At 32.9% G+C, this 25,374-nt stretch carries 19 protein-coding genes; 2 read left to right on the top strand and 17 right to left on the bottom strand.

What is annotated here, in order from left to right:
• Positions 1–270: 270 nt before the first annotated feature.
• From cidR to JG554_RS01965, 5 genes are all read right to left on the bottom strand, one after another.
• The gene (gene cidR, locus JG554_RS01985) at positions 271–1,146 is read right to left on the bottom strand and encodes a cidABC operon transcriptional activator CidR (protein ID WP_046206747.1); all 876 of its coding nucleotides are present in this window, start codon (positions 1,144–1,146) and stop codon (positions 271–273) included.
• 246 nt (positions 1,147–1,392) lie between these two features.
• Positions 1,393–2,853: a Na+/H+ antiporter NhaC gene (gene nhaC / locus JG554_RS01980; protein WP_081338766.1), complete on the bottom strand. Its 1,461-nt coding sequence runs from the start codon at positions 2,851–2,853 to the stop codon at positions 1,393–1,395.
• A gap of 428 nt (positions 2,854–3,281) precedes the next feature.
• Positions 3,282–4,256, bottom strand: a complete 975-nt coding sequence (locus tag JG554_RS01975; RefSeq protein ID WP_070037326.1) for an SMP-30/gluconolactonase/LRE family protein — start codon at positions 4,254–4,256, stop codon at positions 3,282–3,284.
• A gap of 196 nt (positions 4,257–4,452) precedes the next feature.
• Positions 4,453–5,733 carry a hydroxymethylglutaryl-CoA reductase, degradative gene (locus tag JG554_RS01970; protein WP_070037324.1) on the bottom strand — a complete coding sequence of 427 codons (1,281 nt, stop codon included), beginning with the start codon at positions 5,731–5,733 and terminating at the stop codon, positions 4,453–4,455.
• The gene (locus tag JG554_RS01965; protein ID WP_070037322.1) at positions 5,733–6,887 is read right to left on the bottom strand and encodes a thiolase family protein; all 1,155 of its coding nucleotides are present in this window, start codon (positions 6,885–6,887) and stop codon (positions 5,733–5,735) included. Before JG554_RS01965 ends, JG554_RS01970 begins: the two co-directional genes overlap by 1 nt.
• A gap of 102 nt (positions 6,888–6,989) precedes the next feature.
• On the opposite strand from JG554_RS01965, the gene JG554_RS01960 reads away from it, so the two are divergent.
• On the top strand, positions 6,990–8,162 hold the full coding sequence (locus JG554_RS01960; RefSeq protein WP_070037320.1) for a hydroxymethylglutaryl-CoA synthase: 1,173 nt from the start codon (positions 6,990–6,992) through the stop codon (positions 8,160–8,162).
• Positions 8,163–8,398: 236 nt separating this feature from the next.
• Here the strand turns inward: JG554_RS01960 and JG554_RS01955 are convergent, their stop codons facing one another.
• From JG554_RS01955 to JG554_RS01915, 10 genes are all read right to left on the bottom strand, one after another.
• Positions 8,399–9,958 carry a BCCT family transporter gene (locus tag JG554_RS01955; protein ID WP_070037317.1) on the bottom strand — a complete coding sequence of 520 codons (1,560 nt, stop codon included), beginning with the start codon at positions 9,956–9,958 and terminating at the stop codon, positions 8,399–8,401.
• A 165-nt stretch (positions 9,959–10,123) separates the two neighbouring features.
• Entirely contained in the window at positions 10,124–10,657 is a 534-nt protein-coding gene (locus JG554_RS01950; protein WP_046206741.1) for a methylated-DNA--[protein]-cysteine S-methyltransferase, read from the bottom strand.
• 270 nt (positions 10,658–10,927) lie between these two features.
• Positions 10,928–12,313 carry an MFS transporter gene (locus JG554_RS01945; RefSeq protein ID WP_070037314.1) on the bottom strand — a complete coding sequence of 462 codons (1,386 nt, stop codon included), beginning with the start codon at positions 12,311–12,313 and terminating at the stop codon, positions 10,928–10,930.
• 214 nt (positions 12,314–12,527) lie between these two features.
• Positions 12,528–13,220, bottom strand: a complete 693-nt coding sequence (locus JG554_RS01940) for an alpha/beta hydrolase (protein WP_070037311.1) — start codon at positions 13,218–13,220, stop codon at positions 12,528–12,530.
• Positions 13,221–13,265: 45 nt separating this feature from the next.
• Entirely contained in the window at positions 13,266–13,730 is a 465-nt protein-coding gene (locus tag JG554_RS01935) for a hypothetical protein (protein WP_064209246.1), read from the bottom strand.
• 327 nt (positions 13,731–14,057) lie between these two features.
• Positions 14,058–15,233: a M20 family metallopeptidase gene (locus JG554_RS01930; RefSeq protein WP_064209399.1), complete on the bottom strand. Its 1,176-nt coding sequence runs from the start codon at positions 15,231–15,233 to the stop codon at positions 14,058–14,060.
• Positions 15,234–15,309: 76 nt separating this feature from the next.
• Positions 15,310–16,707, bottom strand: coding sequence for an MFS transporter (locus JG554_RS01925; protein ID WP_203265355.1), 1,398 nt, complete (start codon positions 16,705–16,707; stop codon positions 15,310–15,312).
• Between the two features lie 335 nt (positions 16,708–17,042).
• Complete coding sequence (locus JG554_RS13175) at positions 17,043–17,414, bottom strand: hypothetical protein (protein ID WP_238394784.1); 372 nt, start codon at positions 17,412–17,414, stop codon at positions 17,043–17,045.
• A 183-nt stretch (positions 17,415–17,597) separates the two neighbouring features.
• On the bottom strand, positions 17,598–19,325 hold the full coding sequence (locus JG554_RS01920; protein WP_238394783.1) for a helix-turn-helix transcriptional regulator: 1,728 nt from the start codon (positions 19,323–19,325) through the stop codon (positions 17,598–17,600).
• Between the two features lie 357 nt (positions 19,326–19,682).
• Positions 19,683–22,220 (bottom strand): MMPL family transporter, encoded by a 2,538-nt coding sequence (locus JG554_RS01915; protein ID WP_070037308.1) that lies wholly within the window; start codon positions 22,218–22,220, stop codon positions 19,683–19,685.
• Positions 22,221–22,368: 148 nt separating this feature from the next.
• On the opposite strand from JG554_RS01915, the gene JG554_RS01910 reads away from it, so the two are divergent.
• Positions 22,369–22,923 carry a TetR/AcrR family transcriptional regulator gene (locus tag JG554_RS01910; RefSeq protein ID WP_070037306.1) on the top strand — a complete coding sequence of 185 codons (555 nt, stop codon included), beginning with the start codon at positions 22,369–22,371 and terminating at the stop codon, positions 22,921–22,923.
• 114 nt (positions 22,924–23,037) lie between these two features.
• Here JG554_RS01910 and pruA read toward each other — a convergent pair whose 3' ends face one another.
• Complete coding sequence (gene pruA, locus JG554_RS01905) at positions 23,038–24,582, bottom strand: L-glutamate gamma-semialdehyde dehydrogenase (protein ID WP_064209241.1); 1,545 nt, start codon at positions 24,580–24,582, stop codon at positions 23,038–23,040.
• Positions 24,583–24,925: 343 nt separating this feature from the next.
• Positions 24,926–25,357 carry a DUF4064 domain-containing protein gene (locus JG554_RS01900; RefSeq protein ID WP_070037304.1) on the bottom strand — a complete coding sequence of 144 codons (432 nt, stop codon included), beginning with the start codon at positions 25,355–25,357 and terminating at the stop codon, positions 24,926–24,928.
• Positions 25,358–25,374 lie beyond the last annotated feature (17 nt).

Here is a 25,374-nt window from a genome sequence, read left to right as displayed (position 1 = left end):
TACATGACTAAGTATAACGCGCCATTAAATATAATAAAAATATTGTTTTTTCATAATACCTATTATTATTTTCTATGAAAGCGATTTTACATATTCCAAATAGCTATAACCTATTAATTAGATCGACTATTTTTCGATGTATCTTTTCAAATGACTTTTTAAGTATCGGTTTTTACAGCTAAAAAATAGCGGGAATAGGTTTGAAAACAAAACATTCTTTTGATTCCCAAACTACTCCCACAAATAGTACGTAGCGCCTATCTACTTCTTTTATAAACGTTGTTTCATAAAATCTATCCACTGCCTGGTTGCATAACTTAAATATTTATCTCGTTTCCATATCACACCTAATTCCCAACTCATGCCTGGATCTTCAAGTGTTATATTTTTAAAGTCACTGTCTAATAAACCTACGATGTTTTCCGGTAAAATACTGACACCTAGATGAGCATTTAACAGATTTTCAATAAAGTTCCATTGTGAAATCTTAGATATTGTATTAGGTATATAACCGGCATTCTTTGCTGCTTCAATAATTTTATCATTCAAGTAAAAATCTTCATTAAAAAGGATAAAGTCTTCGTCTTTTAACATGCTCATTTTCACTTGTTGATATTGCGCAAGACGATGTTCTTTATTCAAAACTAATTTCAACTCTTCTTGATATAACGGCAACGAATGGAAAATAGACTGGTCTACTGGTAAAGTTGTAATACCGATGTCAATTTCATCATTAATTAATTGATGTTCAATCATTTTGCCACCATTTTCCACTAAATTATAAGTTACATTAGGATATTGTTGATGGAATTCACCTAAAATATGTATAAATTTATTCATATTCATGACTGCAGACAAACCAATACTAATATGACCTGTTTCTAAACCTAGTAGACTATTAATTTCTTTAGGTAAATCTTTGTATAAAGATAGGATTTCTTTACTTTTATGATAAAAAACTGAACCAGCATCTGTTAGTACAAGTTGGCGTTTGCTTCGATCAAACAGTGGCATATCCAATTCTTTTTCAATGTCTTTAATCGCTTTACTTATTGTTGGTTGGGCGATATATAATGATTTAGATGCATTTGTCATACCATGTTGATTTACTACTTCCACAAAATACTTCATATGTTTAATATCCATATATATGCTCCTCTATATTAAACTTCAATTTGTATATCCTAGTATACGGTTAAATATCTTTTTTTCAATCTTTTAAATCAATTCATCATTTGGAACATTAGCATGATTAGTACGTTGACAAGCCAAAGTAACTTGAGTGATTAAATTTTTGTGCTAAATTTCACTATAAAAGGAGAAAACAAGTAAGTTTCACTTGTTTTCTCCTCTGTTTAGATTAAATGGTTAATTTTTATAAAATTCAAAAAATTAAGCTAAGTTAGTATTATCTGTATGCGCCTTATCTGAATCTTTTAATTTAATTATTTTAAACCCAATGTAGCCAAAAATGACTGAAATTATAGGAACAGTGTAATTCACAATAGCAAATGGTGCATATTCCATTACCGATACGCCTAGCGTTGATGCAATAAATACGCCACACGTGTTCCAAGGAACGAATACTGACGTCAACGTTCCACCATCTTCTAATGCCCTAGATAAGTTTTTAGGATGTAAACCCTTGTCTTTAAAAGCACTCGCATACATTCTAGAAGGTACAATGATAGATATGTATTGTTCTGAACATGTAAAATTAGTACCAATACAAGAAACAATGACTGATGCAATCAATGAACCAGTTGTTCTCGCTACTTTTAAAATCACTGAAATCAATGCAGATAACATGCCTGAGTATTCCAGCACACCACCAAAAGTCATCGCTACTAAGGTCAATGAAATCGTATAAAACATTGATTCTAATCCGCCTCGATTAAATAATTCATCTACAAGTTTATTACCTGATTCAATCGTATATCCTGTTTGCAAAGCTGTCAGCGCTTCTGTTATTGTTCCACCTTGCACAAAAATTTGAGCAAAAAAACCAAATATAATACCGACGCAAATGGCTGGTATCGCTGGGACTTTGAACGTGACCAATACAATAACAACTAAAGGTACTAACAGCAACCATGGTGAAATTACAAAATTATCTTGCATAGTGCTAAGAATTGCATCGATGCGTTTCGTATCAAAATTTTTATTGCCATACTGCATACCAATAAAGAAAAATGCAATTAATGCAATAATTACTGCCGGAATAGTTGTATAGAACATATGCTTAATATGTTCAAATAATTCAACGCCAGATAAGCCTGAAGCAAGATTTGTTGTATCCGATAATGGGCTCATCTTATCCCCAAAATAAGCACCACAAATGACTGCACCAGCAACCATACCAGGAGAAATCCCCATACTAACTCCAATCCCCATTGAAGCTACACCAACAGTCGCCATTGTAGACCAACTACTTCCAATCGCTAACGCTACGACACCACATAATATAACTACAACTGCTAAAAAATACCGCGGATCTATTAATTGTAGTCCATAATATATCATCGTTGCTACAACACCACTACCAATCCATGAACCAATAACTAAACCTACAAGTATAATAATAACAATCGCTGGCAACGCATGCCGTATACCCTTGTACATCATTTCTTCTACTTCACTAAATTCATAACCATGTAGCATTGTCACAATAATCGCTACCGCAGTACCTATCATTAATGGTATATGAGGTTCTTTTTCTAATACCGCCACAGTTATTAACATAGTAATAATCATAATTGACAATGTAACAACTGCCGACGTAACTCCTAACGGCTTCTTTAAATCCTGTTTTTCATCATTATGCTTATCTTTTGACTTTAAAATAGCAAACACCTACCTTTGTTAATTTATATCATACTTAAAAATGTATGCGCTTTCAATAGTGTATTTATAAATTTTTAATGAATTTTATCTCAATTAATTTATTGTTATACTTAAAATTAACAAAGCACCTCGCCTTACGATCGTGTTTATAAACTTCAATTAACAATTTAATGCTATGATTTCTACATAATTAATATATAAAAACTACTAACAAAGGTAGTGTATACTGAAAAAGCCTGGGACGACGTTGATTCGTCCCAGACTTTCATATTGTCAGTCATTAAGTTAGTAGGAGTTAAACATGTACTTTAGCTCAGTTAATCACTTTATGCTTTGTTTAATGCTTGTTGTTCTTGTCGCGATGAGATGACGAAACCTTTTTAAGAAATCGAGATTCCTGTCCCACTCAATGACTTAAAACGCTTTTTTATCTTACTTTAATGAAACTGGTAGCTATGATGACCTTTTGCAAATCCCTTTGCTGTATAAATCCAAGAACCGCCACCTTGTTCAATATCATTGGCACAAATCACTAATTGATCCGTACCTGGAATAAATGCAGGATGTGTTGAACGAAGCATATGCCCTTGATCGCGTCCTGGTATTAAAATTTGTCCAATAGGATAACCTTTTTTATTAAACACTAACACTCTGCCTTGTCCGTACATTGCAACATATAAATTATCATCACTGTCTATACAACATGAATCTGGCCCTTCATGGCCAGTAAAATGATAAGGTATAGAAGCGCCAAATGGTGCAATGGTCACGCCATCTTCTAGTAAATCAATGCGATGTAATCGATTCGCATTTGTTTCAGTTACCCATAGTGTTTTTTCGTCAGTACTTAAAGCTATGCCATTAGCAACTGCTAAATTTTGAATCACAGGCGTTATGGATTTATAATCTGGCGCAACATAATATACACCACCTTTAGGATTTGTAGAGTATCCTCTAAAATCAGTGAAATAAAATCCACCTTTACTATCAAACACTAAATCGTCCACACAGTATTCTGTATCAATGTCTGACACAATCGTTTCTTCTGCTTTTTCTTCAGCATTAACCGCAAACACGCCACCCGAACGTTCGAAATCACCCAAATAACAAATAAATAGTCTTCCATCTTTATGGATTTTAACAGCTGCAGGATTTTCTTTATGTGATTTAAAAAGCTGAGTGACTTTTTTGTCTGGTAAAGTCACGTGAAAGATAGTTCCACCAAATACTTCACAAAGTGTTAAATCTCCATTTCTATTAAAGCATAACCCTTCTAATTGTAATCCTTCATCTGAAATTTCCAGCCACGGTTCTGCAGTAATTGTTTGTAGGCTTTGTTCCGATGCTAAAAGTGGCACCACAGAATGATTCGTGTGATCATATGATAATGCCGGTATATTATTGCCCATCATATTCCCTCATTTCTTTTAATCTTTTCATTTATATTATATTGAACTCAAATCCCAAAATAAAATATTTATAGTTTAATTCATAATGATTGATTGTACAAAAAGACGGAGTAATGAAAACAATGTATCATCACTCCGCCTTTCATATAAAATGTTTTAAAGACACGATTACACCTATTATAAAAACATCATTTAATTACTAATGTGCTTCTCTCATTTGATTGAGAATCTGTTCTGCCATAGCCGCATTTGCGCTCGGCTTTTCTTTTAACAATTCAGCGACTTTCGTAATTTCGTCACCTTGAGCACCTACGACAATTGCTAATGATTTATATTGTAAACTCATATGACCTTTTTGAATACCTTCTGAAACAAGTGCACGACATGCAGCGAAGTTCTGAGCTAAACCAACTGCAGCTACAACATGACCAAGTTCTTGTGCCGAGTCAACTTTCATTAAATCTAAGGCAGCACGTGCAATAGGTAATACACGTGTCCCTCCACCAACTGTTGCCAATGTCATTGGAACCTCAATCGTACCAATTAATTTTTGACGTGATGCATCATATTGCCAAGTAGCTATGCCTCGATACTGTCCATCTTTACTCGCATAAGCATGAGCACTGGCTTCGGCGCCGCGTGTATCATTACCTGTAGCTAAGACAACTGCGTGAATACCATTCATAACACCTTTGTTATGTGTTGCTGCACGATGAATATCTACTTGCGCTAACACAGATGCCCTTTCCATTCTATGTGCTACTTTGGCCCCGTCACGTCCATCTTTCGATAGTGATTGGACATCTATCTCGCCTTGTACTTTAACCACAGAAGCAGTGGCATGGTTAGAAAGAATACTCATCAATATATCTACATCTTCAATTTCTGTTTTTAAATATGCAGAAATCCCCTCTAATATTGTATTTAACATGTTAGCGCCCATTGCATCTTTCGTATCTACAAATACTTTGAGTGATACGAACTGTGCTTCAGGAAAAGTATCTATTTCAACTCGACGATAACCGCCACCTCTTTTAATAATACTGGGATAAGACTCATCTGCAATTTGCTTAATTTTTGGTTCAAGATTTTTAATATTTTGAGATAAGCGTTGGGTATCCTTTACGTTATCAAAAACAATTTGTCCAATCATTAACCGCTCACTAGCGATGACATGAAAACCTCCTGTTTCATTAACTAATTTTGCACCATAGCTTGCAGCTGCAACAACAGAAGGTTCTTCAACCATCATTGGAACAACATATGATTTGTCATCTACAATAATTTCAGGTAGTAATCCGACAGGTAATGCACCTTGACCGATCACATTTTCAATTAAACTGTTAGCTATTTCTTCTGGAATTAAAGGATGTGTTAATAACATATCCTGATTTTCTTTATTCAACCAACCATATTCGACTAGACAGTTTAACTTTTCTTCACGTGATAAATGACGAAAATCTTTGCCTAATGGTAACATCATGCATCCCCCTTTTCTACATATAATGCAATACCTAAACCGCCACCAATACATGCAGTTGCAATACCATTTTGTTTATTTTCTTGCGATAAGATATTCACTAAAGTTGTCACCAACCGCGTTCCACTCGCACCTATAGGATGACCTATAGCAATAGCACCACCGTATAAGTTAAGCTTATCAGGATGTATCCCCAAATTATTTTTAACCGGTATACTTTGAGCAGCAAATGCTTCTGTCATTTCTACAACTTCAATATCATTTATATCTTTCTTAGCTTTTGCTAATAATTCCGTCACTGCATGGTACGGTGCGTACCCCATATAGGCAGGATCACAGCCAATTTCCGCGTGTTCACCTAATGTTGCAATAATTTCAAATCCTTCTTGTTTTGCATAATCTACATCCATCAAAATAATTGTTGATGCGCCATCGTTGATACTTGAAGCATTCCCTCCTGTGACAGTACCATCTTCTTTAAATATTGTTTTTAATGTGCTTAATTTTTCAACACTGCTATTTACACGAATACCTTCATCTGCTGTCATTAATTGGCCTTCACTATCTGTTAAGGGAACAATTTCATTATCAAATTTACCTGAGCTGGAAGCTTGTGCCGCTTTATGTTGCGAGTCATTCGCAAATTCATCTTGTTGTGCTCGTGTAACATTATATTTTTCTGCTATTTTCTCTGCAGTAATGCCCATTGGTACATTTAGAAATGCATCAGTTAAACCGTCATGCATAAAACTTTCTACTGGCGCTGCATCTTCATTAAGTAATATTTGGGGAGCATTGGTCATACTTTCAATGCCGCCTACTGCTACTACTTTTGCTTCACCTAATTGAATTTGTTGTTTGCCTAATATAATCGATTTCAATCCTGAACCACAGACTTCATTAATAGTCATCGCAGGTGTAGTATTAGGTACACCTGCGTTGATACTAACTTGTCGCGCAGGATTTTGACCATTTCCAGCTTGAAGTACATTGCCATAAATGACCTGCTCTATCATTTCAGGTTTGAGATTAATTGCTGACATTGCAGCTTCTAACGATTTTGTACCTAATTCTACTGCAGTATAATTACTTAATTTTCCTCTGAATTTTCCTATAGGTGTCCGCTTGGCACTTACGATTGCTATTTTTTTCATTATTATTCTCCTTCTGAACATGTGGTAAATCATTGTATTTTATACATGTGATTTGATATGATACAATTGCTTATTTATTAAAGAAAGGTGTCGATACACTTTATGACAGTTGGTATTGATCAAATCAATTTTTATGTTCCAAATTTTTATGTAGACATGGCTAAACTTGCCGAATCTCGTCAAGTTGACCCAAATAAATTTCTTGTTGGTATTGGGCAAAATGAAATGGCAGTCAGCCCAATGAGCCAAGATATTGTATCTATGGGTGCCAATGCTGCCAAAGAAATCATCTCTGAAGATGATAAAAAACAAATTAGCATGGTTATTGTTGCAACTGAATCTGCTATAGATTCTGCTAAAGCATCTGCAGTTCAAATACATAATCTTTTAGGTATTCAACCATTCGCACGTTGTATTGAAATGAAAGAAGCTTGCTACGCTGCCACGCCTGCAATTCAATTAGCGAAAGATTATATCGCTAGCCGTCCCAATGAAAAAGTTTTAGTTATTGCTAGTGACACTGCGCGCTACGGCCTAGAATCTGGCGGTGAGCCAACGCAAGGTGCAGGTGCAGTTGCTATGATGATAACACAAAACCCACGTATTCTTGAACTAAATGATGACGCAGTTGCATTTACAGAAGATGTATACGATTTTTGGCGTCCAAGTGGACAACCGTATCCACTTGTGGATGGTGCATTATCAAAAGATGCCTATATCCACTCATTTCAAGAAAGTTGGAATGAATATGCACGTAGATATAATACTACACTAGATACATTTAAATCATTATGTTTCCACGTGCCATTTACTAAAATGGGTAAAAAAGCACTTGATTCTATCTTAACTGAAGATATCAACACAGAAACTAAAGAACGATTAACTTCTGGATATGACGCGGCAACTTATTACAACCGTTATGTAGGTAATATTTATACTGGGTCATTGTACTTAAGCTTGATTTCATTATTAGAAACACATACCGAATTAAACGCTGGTGATACAATTGGTCTATTCAGCTATGGTTCAGGCTCTGTTGGTGAATTCTTTAGCGGTAAATTAGTGGAAGGTTATCAAGATGCGCTTGATATAGAAAAACATAAAAATCTATTAAATCATCGTACAGAAATCTCTGTTGACACATATGAAACATTTTTCAAACGTTTCGACAACCTTGAATTTGACCATGATGTTGAGCTAGCAAATGAAACAAAAGGTATTTTCTATCTCGAAAGTATCAATGATCATATTCGTAATTATAATACATTAAATTAAGTTTCAATTCACTTAATCTTATCTCACTTTATTCAGAATGATTAATGACATAAAAATGTCTATATCTGAATAACTTTATCTAACATCAAAGATTATTTATAAACCCGTAAATGAATTTTTAATATTCACTTACGGGTCTTTTTATATAAAAGAAAGAGGATACCTTTTACTTCACTTACATAAAGGCATCCTCTTTTATCATATTAAAGTCACTATGTTGAAATTTTCTATAAGAATTAATCACGATTTGTTTCGTTTAAATCTTGTGTTTCAATCTCTCTTTTAGGTTGTAACGATAACCCTAAATATTTACGCTCTTCATTTCCATCTTTATATAAGGAAATCATCATTAAGATAACGACAAAACTAAACGGTAAAGCAGAAATAATTGCCGCTGATTGTAATGCATCTAGTCCAGTGTCACCACCAGCTAATAATAATACGTAAGCGATAGCTGCTAATGCAAGACCCCATACAATTTTGATAAATCCTGAAGGATTCAATGTACCATATGCAGTTTGCATACCTAGCACAAAGGTTGCAGAGTCTGCAGAAGTGATAAAAAATGAAGCAATTAATGCTAACGCAATAATTGATAATACAAAACCAAATGGTAACTCATTAAAAATACCGAACAATTGCGTTTCTGGTGGCATTTTAAATATCTCGCTATGAGCTTGTCCAACATCTATACCAGTTACACCAAAAGCACTAAACCAAATAATACTAATCACAACTGGTACGCCTAATACGGCAATTACAAATTCGCGAATACTACGACCTTTGGAGATTCTCGCAATAAATATACCCACGAATGGACTCCAACTCATCCACCAGCCCCAATAATAAATCGTCCAACTTTTCAACCACTCAGCTTTTTGTTCATTTAATGGTGCTACATCTAAACTATTAAAAATCAGTGAATTAAGGTAATCACCAGTACCGCTTGTCATCATATTTAATATCAATACGGTTGGTCCTACAATAAAGATAACAATAAGCAACAATGCTGCTAAAAACATATTTAAATTACTTAAATATTGGATACCTTTACTCAAGCCACTCCATGCACTATATAAAAATAATACGGTAACTACAGCAATAATAATTCCTTGAACAACAGAGTTATTCGGCACACCAAATAAATAATTTAAACCACCGTTTATCTGTATTGCCCCTACACCTAAAGAAACCGCAACACCAATAATAGTTGCAAATACAGCTAAAACATCAACAATGACACCAATTGGGCCATCTACTCTATCGCCCAACACTGGTCTTAGCGTTCTAGAAATTAAACCATTTTCTCCTTTACGAAATTGAGAATATGCCAAACCTAATGCCACTACGCCATATACTGCCCAAGGATGAAATCCATAATCAATAAAAGAAGACCTAAAGGCTTGTGCCATCGCTTCTTTCGTTTCAGGATCTGCTGTTGGCGGTGCTAAATAATGTGATATCGGTTCTGAAGCACCATAAAACACCAGACCTATGCCCATACCTGCACTGAATAACATCGCTAACCAAGATACTGTATGAAATTCCGGTTTATCTGTTGGTTTGCCTAATTTCAATTTTCCAATAGGACTAAATACTAAAAATACACAAAAACCTAAAATCACTGTATACAGTAACATATAATACCAACCAAACGTTTTCGTCACCCAAGAAGAAATAACACCAGTAATTTCTCCAAATTTAGCTGGAAAAATAGCTCCAATAACTACTAATAAGCCTACGACTAGTGCTGAATAAATAAACACACTAGAAAACGACTTTTTTGTATTATCCAAATTTTCCACCCCTCTAATAATAATAAAAAAGACGTTTTATAGGATAACACACTGAGCAAGAGAAACAACTTTATATTTTCAGAAAATTTTATTGATAAAAAATACAAAATGTATAAAATAATAATATTTATTTACAATAATTTTCAGTCATGAGCAGATTTACGCTTAAGGTTTCGTACTATATTTTGGTCTGTAAAGCGGTTGCATATCTACTTTTTCCAATTTCAACAACTCTATTTTTGTATCAATGCCACCACCGTATCCAGTAAGACTGCCGTTTTTTCCAACGACTCTATGACATGGAATTATAATAGAAATCGGATTTGTACCAACCGCACCACCAACTGCTTGTGAAGACATATTTGGCTTATTTCTTTTAATACCTATTTCTTTAGCAATTTCACCATAAGTAACAGTCTCTCCATATGGTATTTTCAATAAAACATCCCAAACTTGCTCTCTAAATTCGGTTCCTATAGGTTTCAGTGCAAAATCAATTTTCGGGTTATTTCCTGAAAAATATTTATCGAGCCAACTAATAACTTTTTCAAAAACTGGTAATTCCGCTTCTGTTAATGCCTCGTCATAATTTGATTCGAAATCATCGTGTTTCGGTAACCACAAGCCTGTAATTGCTTCACCATCTGACGTAAGTGCAATCCGACCAATCGGTGACTCATAATATGTTTTATAGTGCATCATACCACTTCTTTCTAGTATATTTTGTGATTATCATAATCCTTTTATATTTTAATGTAAAATAGATACAGTCGATACAAGTCATGATAGAAAAACTCGGTAATCACGCTTTAAGTCATTGTATAGCAACAAGATCAGATATACTTATTAACTACATTTGTCATGAAATATATTCCTCATAAGCACTCCATTTCACATATTTAATGAAAAAGGCGTGGAACGAATCATAATACCTAGACTCAACCTAGCGATTAATAAACGAAATACCCTTCACTGACGCACTTTCCGTGTTGGTATAACAAGTGTACTTGCTAATACACCACATAATACTAAACAAGTCCCCATGATAAAACCTACACCCGCTGCAATGTGTATGCTTTGACCACTTTGAATTATACCAGTAAAAATAGAAGTCATAATTGCTATACCGAATGCACCACCTAATGTAGATCCCATTTTAAAAATCCCTGAAGCAACACCTACTTTTTCCGGTGGAGTCGTAGAAACCGCCGTACTTAAAGCTGGTGTCGCAAATAATCCTGTACCGCCACCAAAACATATAGCACCAATTAGCGCTACAACAATATAAAGCGTAGTATCAAAAAATGTCAAACTGAACATTAATACACCCAAGCCAGTAAATATTGGGCCAATAATCATTGCGCGTTTTGCACCAAATCTTTTAATACTCTTCTCACCTAAGCGAATGACTAGCAATAATGAAATTAAATAAGGTAATGTTAACAATCCTGCTTGGAAAGCTGTTAATTTCAAGCCGGATTGTACGTACATATTTAATAAAGCAATCACACCTACACCGGTATTCAATAAAAAGTTAGCTAAAACGGCACCAATATAAGGCCTATTTTTAAACAAGTCTAAATCGATAAACGGCACCTTTTTGACACGTTCTACTTTGAAAAATATGTATATACAAATTAAAAATATGACAAATAAGATTACTGTTACAGCATTTAACCAACCTATTTTATAGCCTTGCGTGATGACAAAACTAATGCTACCAATCATAATAATAAAAATGATTAAACCGATATAATCAAACGGGCTCGTTTCTGCTTTATTAATCCGACTTTCTGGTAATTTGCGCAGTAAAACTAAAGCTACAATTGATAATATGATCGATAATATAAAAATAGACTGCCAAAAAATAAATGTAGCCAGTGCTCCTGCAAAAAAGGAAGATAACCCAGTACCACCAAATGCACCGATTGACCAAAAACTGAGTGCTTTTTGTCTATCGTCACCATCAAAAAAATCGTTCACTATAGAAATTGTGGCTGGCATGATAATCGCTGCAGAAAGTCCCTGTACAATACGACCAAGTAGTAGCATTACAACATTTCCTGAAACAATCAACATCAAAGAACCAACAATACTTAACACTAAAGCAATTCTCGTCAATTTCACTTTACCAAATTTATCTGATATATTCCCAGCTACTACCATAAATACACCTGTTACAAATGAGGTTAGACTCACTGAAATATTTACGATATCCGGACTCGCATCAAAAGTAGTTTGTATTTTAGGTCCAATATTTAAAAATGCTTGGGCAAATAACCAGTATGTTAATATAGATAAAACAATGCCAGTTAATAACTTACTACCTGAAACTTTTTCTATTTTCACTGTCATAAAAGCATCCCCTATTTCAATGTTAATAACGATATATTCATTCATGTATTTTACAAATCTGAAAATTTCAACCAGTGATAATACAATTTATAAAAATACATATAATTAAAATATTACCATTGTTTTATTGAAAAGGGGGATATTGACCGCAGATTATTATGAATTTTCTGATAATTTAAACTAAATACTTAATTTTTTCTTAAAATTGACAATATCAAAATAATTTCTTAATTGCTTTAGCAAAATAGCTTTTAAAATACAATACATTGTGTTTACCGTTCCTATTAGTAGTATAATAAAATATTGCTTTGTCAGAAAACAGTAATTCAGTTAATATATCTACAGCGAATTCTGTTCGAACAAACATCTCTTGTTTCATGCTAAATTGTTGTTGTCCTTCGAGCGCTCCGACATACCAATAAATTTGTTTGCCATCTTTAATAACGGTTTGTTGTTTCATAAACTGTACAAATCCTGGGTACCATACAGAAGGTGATATTAATATGTAGCTGCCAAAATTTTCTGGACTTTTAAATAATGTATACAAAGCAAGTAATCCACCTAGTGAAGCGCCAGCTATACAGATATCTTCGTTTCTTTGTGATATATTAAAACATTTTCTTAAATAAGGAAGCAAATGCTTAGTCATCCATAAAATATAAGCATCCGCTTCCCCTTTATAATGAACCCCATCTACAACCGTTTCCCATGGGCTATAATCCTGATTTCTATTATTGGACTGTACTCCAACCAATATCATATCTCGCTCAATATCTTTAAATAACTCGTCTCCATCTTGCACTAATATAAGTGAATAACCACTTTCTTTTGCTTCATCGTATGCTTTGGGCAATTTCACAAAAATATCATGTTGTTGAAAATGAATTTTAAATGTTCCAATATTCATTTTAATCACCACTTTCTCAGCAGTTCAAATACACATAGATTTTAACTAAGAAAAATTAAATAAGTTTATTTTATTTTTCTTAGCATATTCTAATGCTAAAATTTCTAAAATATTGATAAAAGCTAAATTATCTTTAACCTTAATGTATTGAAACTTTAAATTTTTTTCACTTGCCTTAATATTTTTCATTTCTGCTTCATCTAAACCATGATGCGCTAAATACGCTTTTCTAAATTTTGCAGTACCAGCGTCTGAAGCTGAATTAAATTGGCCTAATTTATCAGATAAATCTTTTTGTGTAAATTTAAAACCAGTCATAAATCCACCAGCTTGCCCAACAAATATTGGTTTTTTATTTTCAAAAATTACAAAAACACCTTTTTGTTCTGCGACTTTACTTCTACTTTCATTATCAAAACTCAGTGCGTTTGCTTTATCATACTTAAATAATTTCTTTAATTGCTTTTGATAATCATCTAACAGGGCGTTTATTTTTTTCTCGCCATTCAATGTAATCATTCCTTTCTTTTTTTCAATTTACATATACACTAAATGACCTAATATTAAACCTTTTGTTATCATGATCACTTTTTTAATTAGCGAAAAACCTCATTAGTTATTTAATGTAATTTTATTTTGTCCTATATCAACGTGTGATTTATACAACAAAAAACAGGTGTATACGTATGGTTGGTTTATCAAGTAATAAACCTCGTATGCGCCTGTTTTTTATTTATAAATATTAATTAGGTTTATAACACTAATCAATATTCTACTATCGTAAATCATGTATTCTACTGCAATAGAAATGTATGGTAGCTTTCATAATTAATTCTATTATTTAAGATAATTTAATACTGTTAGTCCTACTGCTTCTGCAGAAACTCGCATTGAACTTTCACTGATATTAAATTTAGGATGATGGTGGGGATGGATTTCACCATTTTCTGGTGCAGCACCAGCATAAATAAATGTGCCTGGAATTGTTTTTGCATAGTAAGCAAAATCTTCTGAAGGCGGTTGTGGTTCACATCTTTCAACATTTTTAATGGCATCAGTATCCGCTTCTTTTATTGTGTCTACAACAAATTTTGTAAACTCAGGATCATTGTATAATGCTGGGTAATCATCATGGTAGTCTAATTCACATTTGACACCAAACATCGCTTCCAATCCATCTGACAAACGCGTCACTTCTTTTTTAATTGTGTTTTTAGTATCATCTGTTAACGCACGTACGTCACCTTCTATTTCAACACTATCTTTAATCACATTGAATTGTCCTTTACCATCAAATGAACCTATGGTAACAACACCTGTTTCAAATGGATTTAAGCGTCTGGAAACAACGGTCTGTAAAGCATTTACAAAATATGCACCTGCTACAATACTATCATTTGCTGTATGTGGAGAAGAGCCATGTCCGCCTTGACCATTGACTTTAAGCTTAAAGAAGTCACGCCCAGTTTGTACATTTCCTTCTCGATAATAGATATTACCTGCAGGCATATGACTCATGACGTGAACACCTAGTACGTGATCAACACCATCTAAAACACCATCTTTAATCATTGACTGAGCACCACCAGGAGGTACTTCTTCGGCAGGTTGATGTATAACAACCACTTTACCATTAAATTGGTCTTTCATTTCAATAAGTGTCTCTGCAAGAATCAACATATATGCAGTATGTGCATCATGCCCACATGCGTGCATCACACCATCATTTTTAGAAGAAAATGCTAGACCCGTATCTTCTTGAATTGGTAAAGCATCGAAGTCAGCACGAATTGCGATTGTCTTACCTGGTTTACCGCTATCTATAATAACTTTCAAACCATTTGGTCCTACATTCGTTTCAACCTTACAATCTTTACCTTCATAAAACGACTCTATATACTTAGGTGTTTCTTTTTCACAAAATGATAGTTCTGGGTGTTGATGTAAGTATCGACGTATCTCAATCATACGTGCTTCTTTTTCTTTCAATTTTTCAATCAGTTGTTTCATGATAATCATTCCTCCAATGAAATATACGATACCTTAATGTCATTATATACTTTTCAAATGACAACGTTGTAATATTGAATTATGCTTTATTTTGTTTCTTAAATGATGGCACAGCTAAAAGAATAATAACGAATGAAAGCAATGCCATTAATACATTTAGCCATAAACCAGCCATCGCTCCAAATTTCACATTTGTAGCTTCTGTAACAACGCCATATAATGCTCCTGATAAAGCTATACCAAACGCACCACCTAATGAGGAAGCCATTTTATAAATACCCGATGCTACACCAACTTTATCTTCAGGAGAATTAGATATCGCCATATCTGTAGAAGGTGTCGCATAAAAACCTAATCCTAATCCATATAGTAAATAACCTATGATACATACTACGACATATAGTGCGCTTGGCAAAAATGTAAATGATATTAAAATAATACCAACCATATTAAATGTTGTACCTAACAACATCGGTTTTTTAGCACCCACTTTTTGTAAAACTTTTTCACCGACTCTAATCATCAACAATACAGTAACCAAATATGTAATCGATAAAAGTCCTGTTTGGAATGCGTTGAAACCTATTCTTTTTTGAACGAATGTATTGGCTACCAGCAAGGCACCTGCAACACCATTAAGTAAGAAATTGGATAATGTCGCGCCTGTATAAGCTTTATTTTTAAATAATTTAAAATCAATTAATGGATTATGCTTTTTGTTTTCAACTATGACAAAAGCTATAGTTGTGATAATAAATACAATAAGCAATCCTATTATTATAGGTGAAAGCATGCCAAATGTACCACTTTGCGTAATCACGACATTAATACTTAACATCATAACTACAAAAAGAATTAGCCCAGTAAAATCAAATTTCAAGTTTGTTGTACTATCAGATTTCGTTTCCGGTGTCCCTTTTATTAATAACATTGCAATTAGTGCAACAATGATAGATAAAATAAAAATCCATCTCCAACCAATAAAAGTTGAAACCATACCACCGAATAAGGATGCTAAACCTGAGCCACCCCATGAACCAATCGACCAATAACTCAGTGCACGCTGTCTATCTTTACCTTCAAAATATGTCTTCATAATTGCTAAAGTTGAAGGCATGATTGCTGCTGCTGATAAACCTTGAATTACCCTTCCTATGATAAGTAGTATTGGTAGATTACTAATTATAATCAATAAAGAACCAATGATACTTAACCATAAACCAAAATATGTTATTCTCACACGTCCTACTTTATCCGCTAGACTTCCTGCACCAACAACAAACATCCCTGAGAATAATGCTGTAATACTAACAGCAATACTGATTGTACCAATATTACTATTAAATGATTGTTGTAACGTAGGAACTACGTTTAATAAAGATTGCGCAAATAACCAAAAAGTGACAACCCCTAATACAATACCTAATATTAATTTGTTGTCACCTTGATAACTCTTCGTATTTCCCTGTTGCGTCATTTGTTCATCCTCCTAAAATATTTTTAAAATGACAAATAGGGAAGATTAGCTTAGTTGGAAAATGTACTTATCTCTCGACATTTTCAATAAATCAATAAATGATACTTGCTATCCTCTCTATAAAATATAGTAGTCGGATAAATTTTGCTAAAATATATAATAATTGTGGTTTTAGTATCGATTATTTTCTAAATAGCATTTGTGGTTTTAAATGACAAAAATGGACTATGCTATTTTTGTCATTTTGCATTTAACATTAAACAAATTTGATGACCATTTTATCGTCAAACATACTACTCAGCGAATCATATTGTATTTTTTCTCTATAAATATAATTAAAAGTATTTTTTAAATTCAATTATCTGTATGGCGTTGGTTTGTAATTTCAAATGATAAGATATCGTATCTACGACATCAACTTCACTGACATCTAATTTAGGATAAGAGATTCTATTCACATAATTAATTGTTTCTATATCCATACCATGTTGTGTATTGTACTGTTGCCAAACTTGATAAAGCGCACCATTATTTTTATCTAGTGTTAAATGCTTTATTTTATATGATCCAGTAGTAGCATTTAATATATTGAGCTGATACTCTTTATGACTTAAATAATCTGTTTGTTCATTCGTCATATAATATGGATTGTAATGTTCTGCATCCCATATTACGATTTGAAAATGATCACTCTGTCCTACAACCATACAGTCTTCATTTTTAAAAAGTACTTGATTAAATAATTTTTTAAAAAACATACTTGTAAAAAATGCAGGTCTTTTTCCATCAAACTGATGATATAAATCAATACCATTTAATTCAGAAGTAACCTCATTTGAATTATATTGATGGTGTAATTCGTGATTGAGCCAATACCCAATTGCGTTAATTTAATGATTCATATCAATCAATTGCTCAAATATGATACCTGCTCTAAAATATTCACCATTTGTAAGGCTTGTATTACCTGTTAAAGTGTTCCAATTAAGTAGGACAAATGAAACATCTTTTCCTTTTATATTAAATCGTTCAGTGATCTTATTATACTGTTCTATGATATGTCTTTTAGCTAAATCATACTGTTGACTTTCAATTGATTTGAAATTAATAATATCATTTTGGTTTGCGCTAAACGCTATACTATCAACATCTTCACTGGAACTATCCAAGATTTGTTGGGCAGTTGTCACTTCATTAATATCAGTGATATCCGTATTAAGTATAATCTGAGTATGTTCAAAGTATTCCTTAAATAACATTATTATTTTTAATAGTATATTGGCTTTTTTGCCCTTCAAGTAAATGACTAATTTGAATTGTTGTCTATTCGGCACAGTATTATAAATATGCTCTAATAAAAATCTTAATTCTTTTGTATATTCCGCAAATTGGGATGGTAATGTTGGAGGATCAATTTCAATTCCTAAACCTATGTGATGTTCAAATAAAAAACTTAAGCATTCATCTACTTTCATATAAGGATGCATAGTAGGAATAAGTTCATCACTTTCAATAACTTTATGATCAATGTAGCCTTTTAAAATAGGATCTTTAATCAAAACATGATCCAAGCCTAAAAATTGTTGAACTTCTATCAGTTGTTTTCTGTATCTTTGAAGGCGCAATGTATCAAAACTACCAATTTGAATCACATGGTTATAATCTGATAAATCGTGTGTTTGATCGTAATTCAATGTAATATCAATAACTTTTTGATTATAGGGGGATTGGATCATAGTACCTAGCGTTTGTTGTATATAAGAATTTAAATAGTATAGATACATTTGATAGTTTTCTGACTCACTGGTTTTTTCGGCGGTGCTCACTATATCTTCTACCTGATATTTTTTTCTATATTGCGAAGGCGTTAATGCTGTGTCTAATTTAAAATATTTCAACAGCATATTAGAGTTACTAAAGCCATTTTTAAAAGCAATTTGAGTAATAGCATCATCTGTTTGTATTAAGTCATTTTTACAATGTTCAATTCTAATATGGTTAACATAGTGATTGAAACCGATACCCATATGTTTTGTAAATAATTTAGACAAATATGTGTGACTTAAATGCACCTTTTCAGCTACTTCACTTAATGTGATTGGTTTGGTGAAATTTCTTTCAATATATTTACATACAAATGCTAGACGATGATCATTGACATGATGTTCATGATTTATATTTTCATAAGCTGGTAAATATCTTACAATCATAAACATTAAGTCAATTAACAGTTGTTCCATATATAATCTATAAAATTTACCTTTTCGAATATAGACGACACCTATCTTAGCCACAACATTCAGAATTTGTTGATAAATGACGTTTTGCAATGTCTGGGAATTTAAAATATATACTTTATCATTATAATCACTGATATATTGTTTTAAATACGATGCTTTCAAATGAATAGCGGTATATAAAGTGTCATCCTCCTCAATCAGTCGATAACGCTCTCGATGATTGATAATAAAAACATCACCTGCTTGAAATTTATGAATACTAGTCCCACTGACAAATTTTAATTTATTTTTTAATACGAGAACGATACGTACACCATCATTAAAATTAAATACTGAATTATTGCTTGGATTAAATTCGATATCATAAAATTTTTCCATAACACACCTCTTTATTAAAATATATTTTAATAAAATAAGTGCGTATTTTCTATTTTGATTTTAATTTGTCGTTAATTGGACAAAAAACTGCCTAGCTTCAAATAAAGTCTCTGATTTTGTTGACGGTCATTTATGTGCTTAATATATCTTGCTAATTTATGGATATGCTAAAACGATGTTAAAGTGTGTTAAACTGGTATGCTTTAACACTTCAAGTGAAGTAGATACAGAATCGAACGATACTCCAACAGACTTTTAAAAAAACTTTAGCTCTAGGAATATTATAAATAAAAAAAATACTAATCCGTACACAACGGATTAGTATTTTTCTGAGAACAGTGTTAATTCCCGGAATTTTTACTTTTTATTAATTGTTTTTTCAATTAGTTCATTTAAATGTCGAATGTTTTCACTTTGTTGTGCTAATAGCTTAACAATTTCATCATCTTCATGGCCACGCGTACTTTCGTTTTTATTCTCTACGTGTATAGCGAAGGATGTTGATTGATCACTATTATTTTGCAACTGTGTTAAATCTTCTTTATATGATTTTAAAGCTTCATATAAGAATGCTTGTTGTGTTGTTTGTTGTGCAATTTCGTTATATAGCCTTTTTGTTTTTTGATCCACAGATATTGTATTATTTTCTTCATTATATGTGTTTTGTTGTTTGCGGATGCTAAATGTACGATCATAGCTATCATTACCTGCAGACTGATTGATATGTGCATAATTAGATGCTGGCATCTCACCCTGTAAGGCATGCCCTTCAATATCTACATGTGGTAATATTCGATTTAACCATGCTGGCATATACCAAGATGCTTTGCCAAATAATTGTGTCAATGCAGGAATCAGTAATAAACGTACGATAAATGCATCAAACAATATACCAAAGGCAAGTGATAATCCCATAGATTTAATCATCACATCATCTTGGAAGACGAATGCAATAAACACACTGAACATAATAAGTGCTGCCGCAACAACGACTGGACCACTTTCTTTAATACCTACTTTAATCGCGTGTTCATTATTACCTGTTTTACTATACTCTTCATGAATACGGGACATAAGAAATACTTCGTAATCCATCGCCAAACCAAAGAGCAAGCCAATTGTAATAACCGGTAAGAAAGCTAGTAATGGTCCCGTTGTATCTACGCCAAACAGTTCAGACATAAATCCTTCTTGCATTATTAAAGTCGTAAAGCCTAATGTTGCCACTAAAGAAAGGACGAAACCTAGAACTGCTTTTAGTGGAATAATGATAGAACGGAAGACAACCATTAATAGTACGAACGCTAATGCTACGATTACGCCAGCAAATAATGGGATAGCTTCATTTAGTTTTTGCGACATATCTATATTAATTACACTTTGTCCAGATACTTCGGTTTTGAAATTATATTTGTCTCTCGCATCATCATTATAATCTCTCAAATCATGAACTAAATCATTGGTAGATTTAGCATTTGGACCTTTATCAGGAATTACCGCTACTAATGCATAATCTTTATTTTTGCTTAATTGTGGCGGTGCAACCATTTTCACATTATCCATATCTTTAATATCTTTGCTCAAGCTTTGTAAGTCTTTTTGCAACGCTTCAGGATTATCATTTTGATCTTTCACATTGACAAGCATTGCAATTTGACCATTATATCCTTCTCCAAACTTATCAGATACAATATCATATGCTTTTTTCTGAGTTGTATCCGCTGGTTTCATACCATCATCAGGTATACCTAAACGCATATCATTAATCGGTATAGCAGCTACAACTAAGATAATAAGTCCAATAAGCACTGCTGCAAGTGGTTTTCCAACTACAAATTTGGACCATTTCGTATCTACATCTCCATCAAACTCAGTTTTCGTTTGTTTAGGATGAATTTGCTTATGGAAAATACTAATCAATGCTGGTAATAAAGTTAATGCACTAATCACTGCGACAAATACACTAATTGCAGAAGCGAAGCCCATTACGGCTAGGAAATCTATACCAACAAGTGATAATCCACAAACAGCAATAATGACTGTAACACCTGCAAAGATGACTGCACTACCTGCAGTTCCTACAGCTAAACCTATTGCTTTAATATGATTTGGTTCGCTTTTAACAATTTGACGATATCTAAATAAAATAAATAGTGCATAATCGATACCTACTGCTAAACCAATCATAACCGCTAATGTTAAAGTAACATTTGGAATATCAAATGCATACGTCAATAACGATATGATACCTACACCCGTGCCTAAACCAAGTAAAGCACTAATGATTGGCATACCTGCTGCAATAAACGATCCAAACGTAATTAGAAGTACAACAAATGCGACAATCACTCCGATTAATTCAGAAGAACCGCCAATTTCAGTCGATTCCATACCTGTACCCATCAGTTCTACTTGTACATTATGCTCATCTTCTAATTTTTCAACTTGGTCTTTCACTTTATCTTTTGAATCTTCTTTTAATGATGTTGCAGACACATCATAATTAATATCAGCGATGGCTGTCGATTTATCCTCACTGATTTGTTTATTGTCATAAGGGTCTGAGATATTTTTAATATCTCCATCATCATCTTTAATATCTTTCAATGTATCTTTGATATCTTTAGTCATATCTTGCTTCACTATGCCATTATCTGAATCACTTTTAAAGACTGCTCTAATTTGAGCTTTCTCACTGTCTTGTCCAAATTCGTCTTCTATTTTGTCATTCGTATCTAATGACTGTAATCCATTCATAGTTATATCATTATCAAACTTAGGTGAACTTATTGTAAGCGGTATAATAATTGCTGCAAGAATAATCACCCAAGCAACAACACTCCACCATTTGTGCTTTGCAACAAATGAACCTAATTTGTATAAAAATTTCGCCAAACTATTGCCTCCTTAATTAATCAACGTTATAGTTTATACATATACTGTAGATTATTTCTATTGACATCTTATAATGATTTACCCTATTTAAAAAAGAACTAAATATCCAATTCCGTATATTTAAACTACAGATTAGGAGAATTGTAGAATGAATGAAAAAGATTTGCGTGTAATCAAAACAAAACGGGCATTATCTCAAAGCTTATATGTACTATTAGAAAAATATGCGTTTTCAACTATTTCTGTTAATCAAATTTGCAATGAAGCGTTAGTTCATCGTACAACCTTCTATAAGCATTTCTATGATAAATACGATTTACTTATTTATTTAATGACTTACTTAACTCAAGATTACTTTTCCACAGATATTAAAGATCGTATCAATAACCCTTTTACTAGCTTAGATTCATCAATTACACACATTGATGAATTTAGTAAAATAAAGCATAAACAAGAAGACGATAAAGAATTTGAACGTACAGTTGAAAATCATTTTATCCGTATACTACAAAATGATATAAAAGCAAACGAACACCGTATAACGGTTGACCAAAGCGTTCCAATAGATTTAGTGTTTTATGTTTATGGTGCTACCTTATATGGTTTTATGGAGTGGATGCATGAACATAATAATAATATGTCGCCTCAAGCCATTGATGCACTTTTTCATAAAATGATTAATATTCAAGTTAATGATGAATAAAAAGAAGCACTCAGATGAATTGAATTGAATTAAATCATCTGAGTGCTATTTTTCTGGGATTTATCCCAGAATCTTTATTTTACTAGAAATGTTATCCTAGCCGATTGTTAACAATTAAAACATTTCTGAAACAACTTTTTGTTCTAAGAAGTGCAATAGATAATCTGGGCTACCTGTTTTTGCATCTGTACCAGACATTTTGAAACCACCAAAAGGATGATAACCAACAACCGCTGCAGTACAACCGCGGTTTAGGTATAAGTTACCAACGTCATATTCTTTAACAGCTTCAATCCAGTTTTCGCGATTATTAGTAATAACTGCACCTGTTAATCCATAATCTGTGTCATTAGCGATTTCTAATAACTCATTAAAATCTTTTCCTTTTACAAAACCAACAACAGGCCCAAAGATTTCTTCTTGCATGATTTGATCGCTTGATTTAAGTCCAGAGAAAATCGTAGGTTCAACAAAGTAACCAGTAGCACCATCTGTACCGCCACCTTGTTCTAACTTACCTTCTTTTTTACCAATTTCGATATAATTTTTAATTTTATCAAATTGTTTTTGGTTAATAACTGGTCCCATTGAAGTGTTATTTTCTGTATTTCCTAAAGTTAAATCTTGTGTAAGTTTAACTGCTTTTTCTAATACTTCATCATATACATCTTGATGAACAATCGCACGTGAACAAGCAGAACATTTTTGACCTGAGAAGCCAAACGCTGATGAAACAATAGATTCTGCTGCCAAGTCTGTATCGATCTCTTTGTCAACAACAATCGCATCTTTACCGCCCATCTCAGCGATAACACGTTTTAAAAATTGCTGTCCTTCTTGAACTTTTGCGGCTCTTTCAAAGATTCGTGTACCTGTTGCGCGTGAACCTGTAAACGTAACAAAGTGCGTATGAACACTATCAACAAGATAATCGCCAATTTCTTTTGGATCACCTGGTACAAAATTCACAACACCTTTTGGTAAACCTGCTTCTTCTAATACTTCCATTAATTTATACGCTGTTAACGGGGTATCTTCTGCAGGTTTTAAAAGAACTGTATTACCAGCAACAACTGGCGCTAAAGTAGTACCCGCCATAATTGCAAATGGGAAGTTCCATGGTGGGATTGTTACCCCAGTACCAATTGGTTTATAAAAATATTTATTGTGTTCGCCTTCTCTATCTAATACTGGTTTACCGTCTGCTAATTCCATCATTGATCTAGCATAATATTCGATAAAATCAATACCTTCAGCTGCGTCACCAACTGCTTCATCCCATGGTTTACCAGCTTCATACACCATCACTGCTGATATTTCTTCTTTGCGTCGTCTAATAATAGCTGCAACTCTAATTAAAAATTCAGCACGATCTCTGTGCGTCCAACGTTTCCAAGATTTATAAGCTTCATTAGCTGCATCAAAAGCTTTATCTACTTCTTTTGTTGTAGCTTTTGATACTTCAGCAATAACTTCAGAAGTGTTCGCAGGATTGATAGACTGAAATGTATCCTTAGTAAAAATTTTCTCCCCATTAATCACTAACGGAAGTTTTTGATTTAATTCACCTTTAACTTTCTTTAATGCTTCTTTGAATGATTCGACATTGTTATTATCAGTAAAGTCAATGCCTGGTTCATTTGTATAGTTGACAACCATTTTTTCTACCCCCATGTAAGTTTGTAAATAGAAAACTAAAATGGAAAAATTCCATTCTTATTTTCATTGTATAGGTATCACACAACAAATGCAATCGCTTACAATAACTTTTATAAAAATAAATCGTATTTTATGTCTAACTTTTACTTTTAAAAACTGTATTGCGCTTGATTTATATCGTTCAAGTGATTTCAAAAAACACTTTCTTTAAATTTTTTACATTTATGAACTTAAAGAAAGTGTTTAATTCGTATAATGTCACATTAAAATTGTTACAACGTCCATTCAATTCAACCATCGTTGAATAATGACATTTATCAAGTCAACAAACAATATTTAATTTTTATGTACTTTTTTGACTTTTATTATGTTTATGTGGTTTTTTAACTAACAGTATGATGCCTGCAATTAGCCATAACAATGCTGTAAATATATTTAATGTAAACACACAGACAATTGCAAGTAATATAAATACAACACCTGCAGTTTTTGGTATCTTCTTGATTAATAAAACAAATATTAATGCTAAGATTGTCGTTACAATAACTAAGCCTAAAGCAACGATAAATAATTGACTAATACTATCTAATAATTGTGATGTTTCTGTTTGAGTTAAATTATCGCTAATAGCATCTTGATTTTTAAAAGAACCCATTAATGAACGTTTAAAACTCCGATCGTTTAAAAATGGTGCAGCAATAGCCATTAAAAAAATCAGTACAAATTGTATGAAAATTCCTAGCCAAATTAGTACTTTTTCCAAAGTACGTTTCATATGCAACCTCCTTTGCA

The organism is Staphylococcus sp. 11-B-312 (assembly GCF_016743055.1).
Taxonomy (GTDB): domain Bacteria; phylum Bacillota; class Bacilli; order Staphylococcales; family Staphylococcaceae; genus Staphylococcus; species Staphylococcus ureilyticus.
This window is presented reverse-complemented; position numbering and strand designations above follow the sequence as displayed.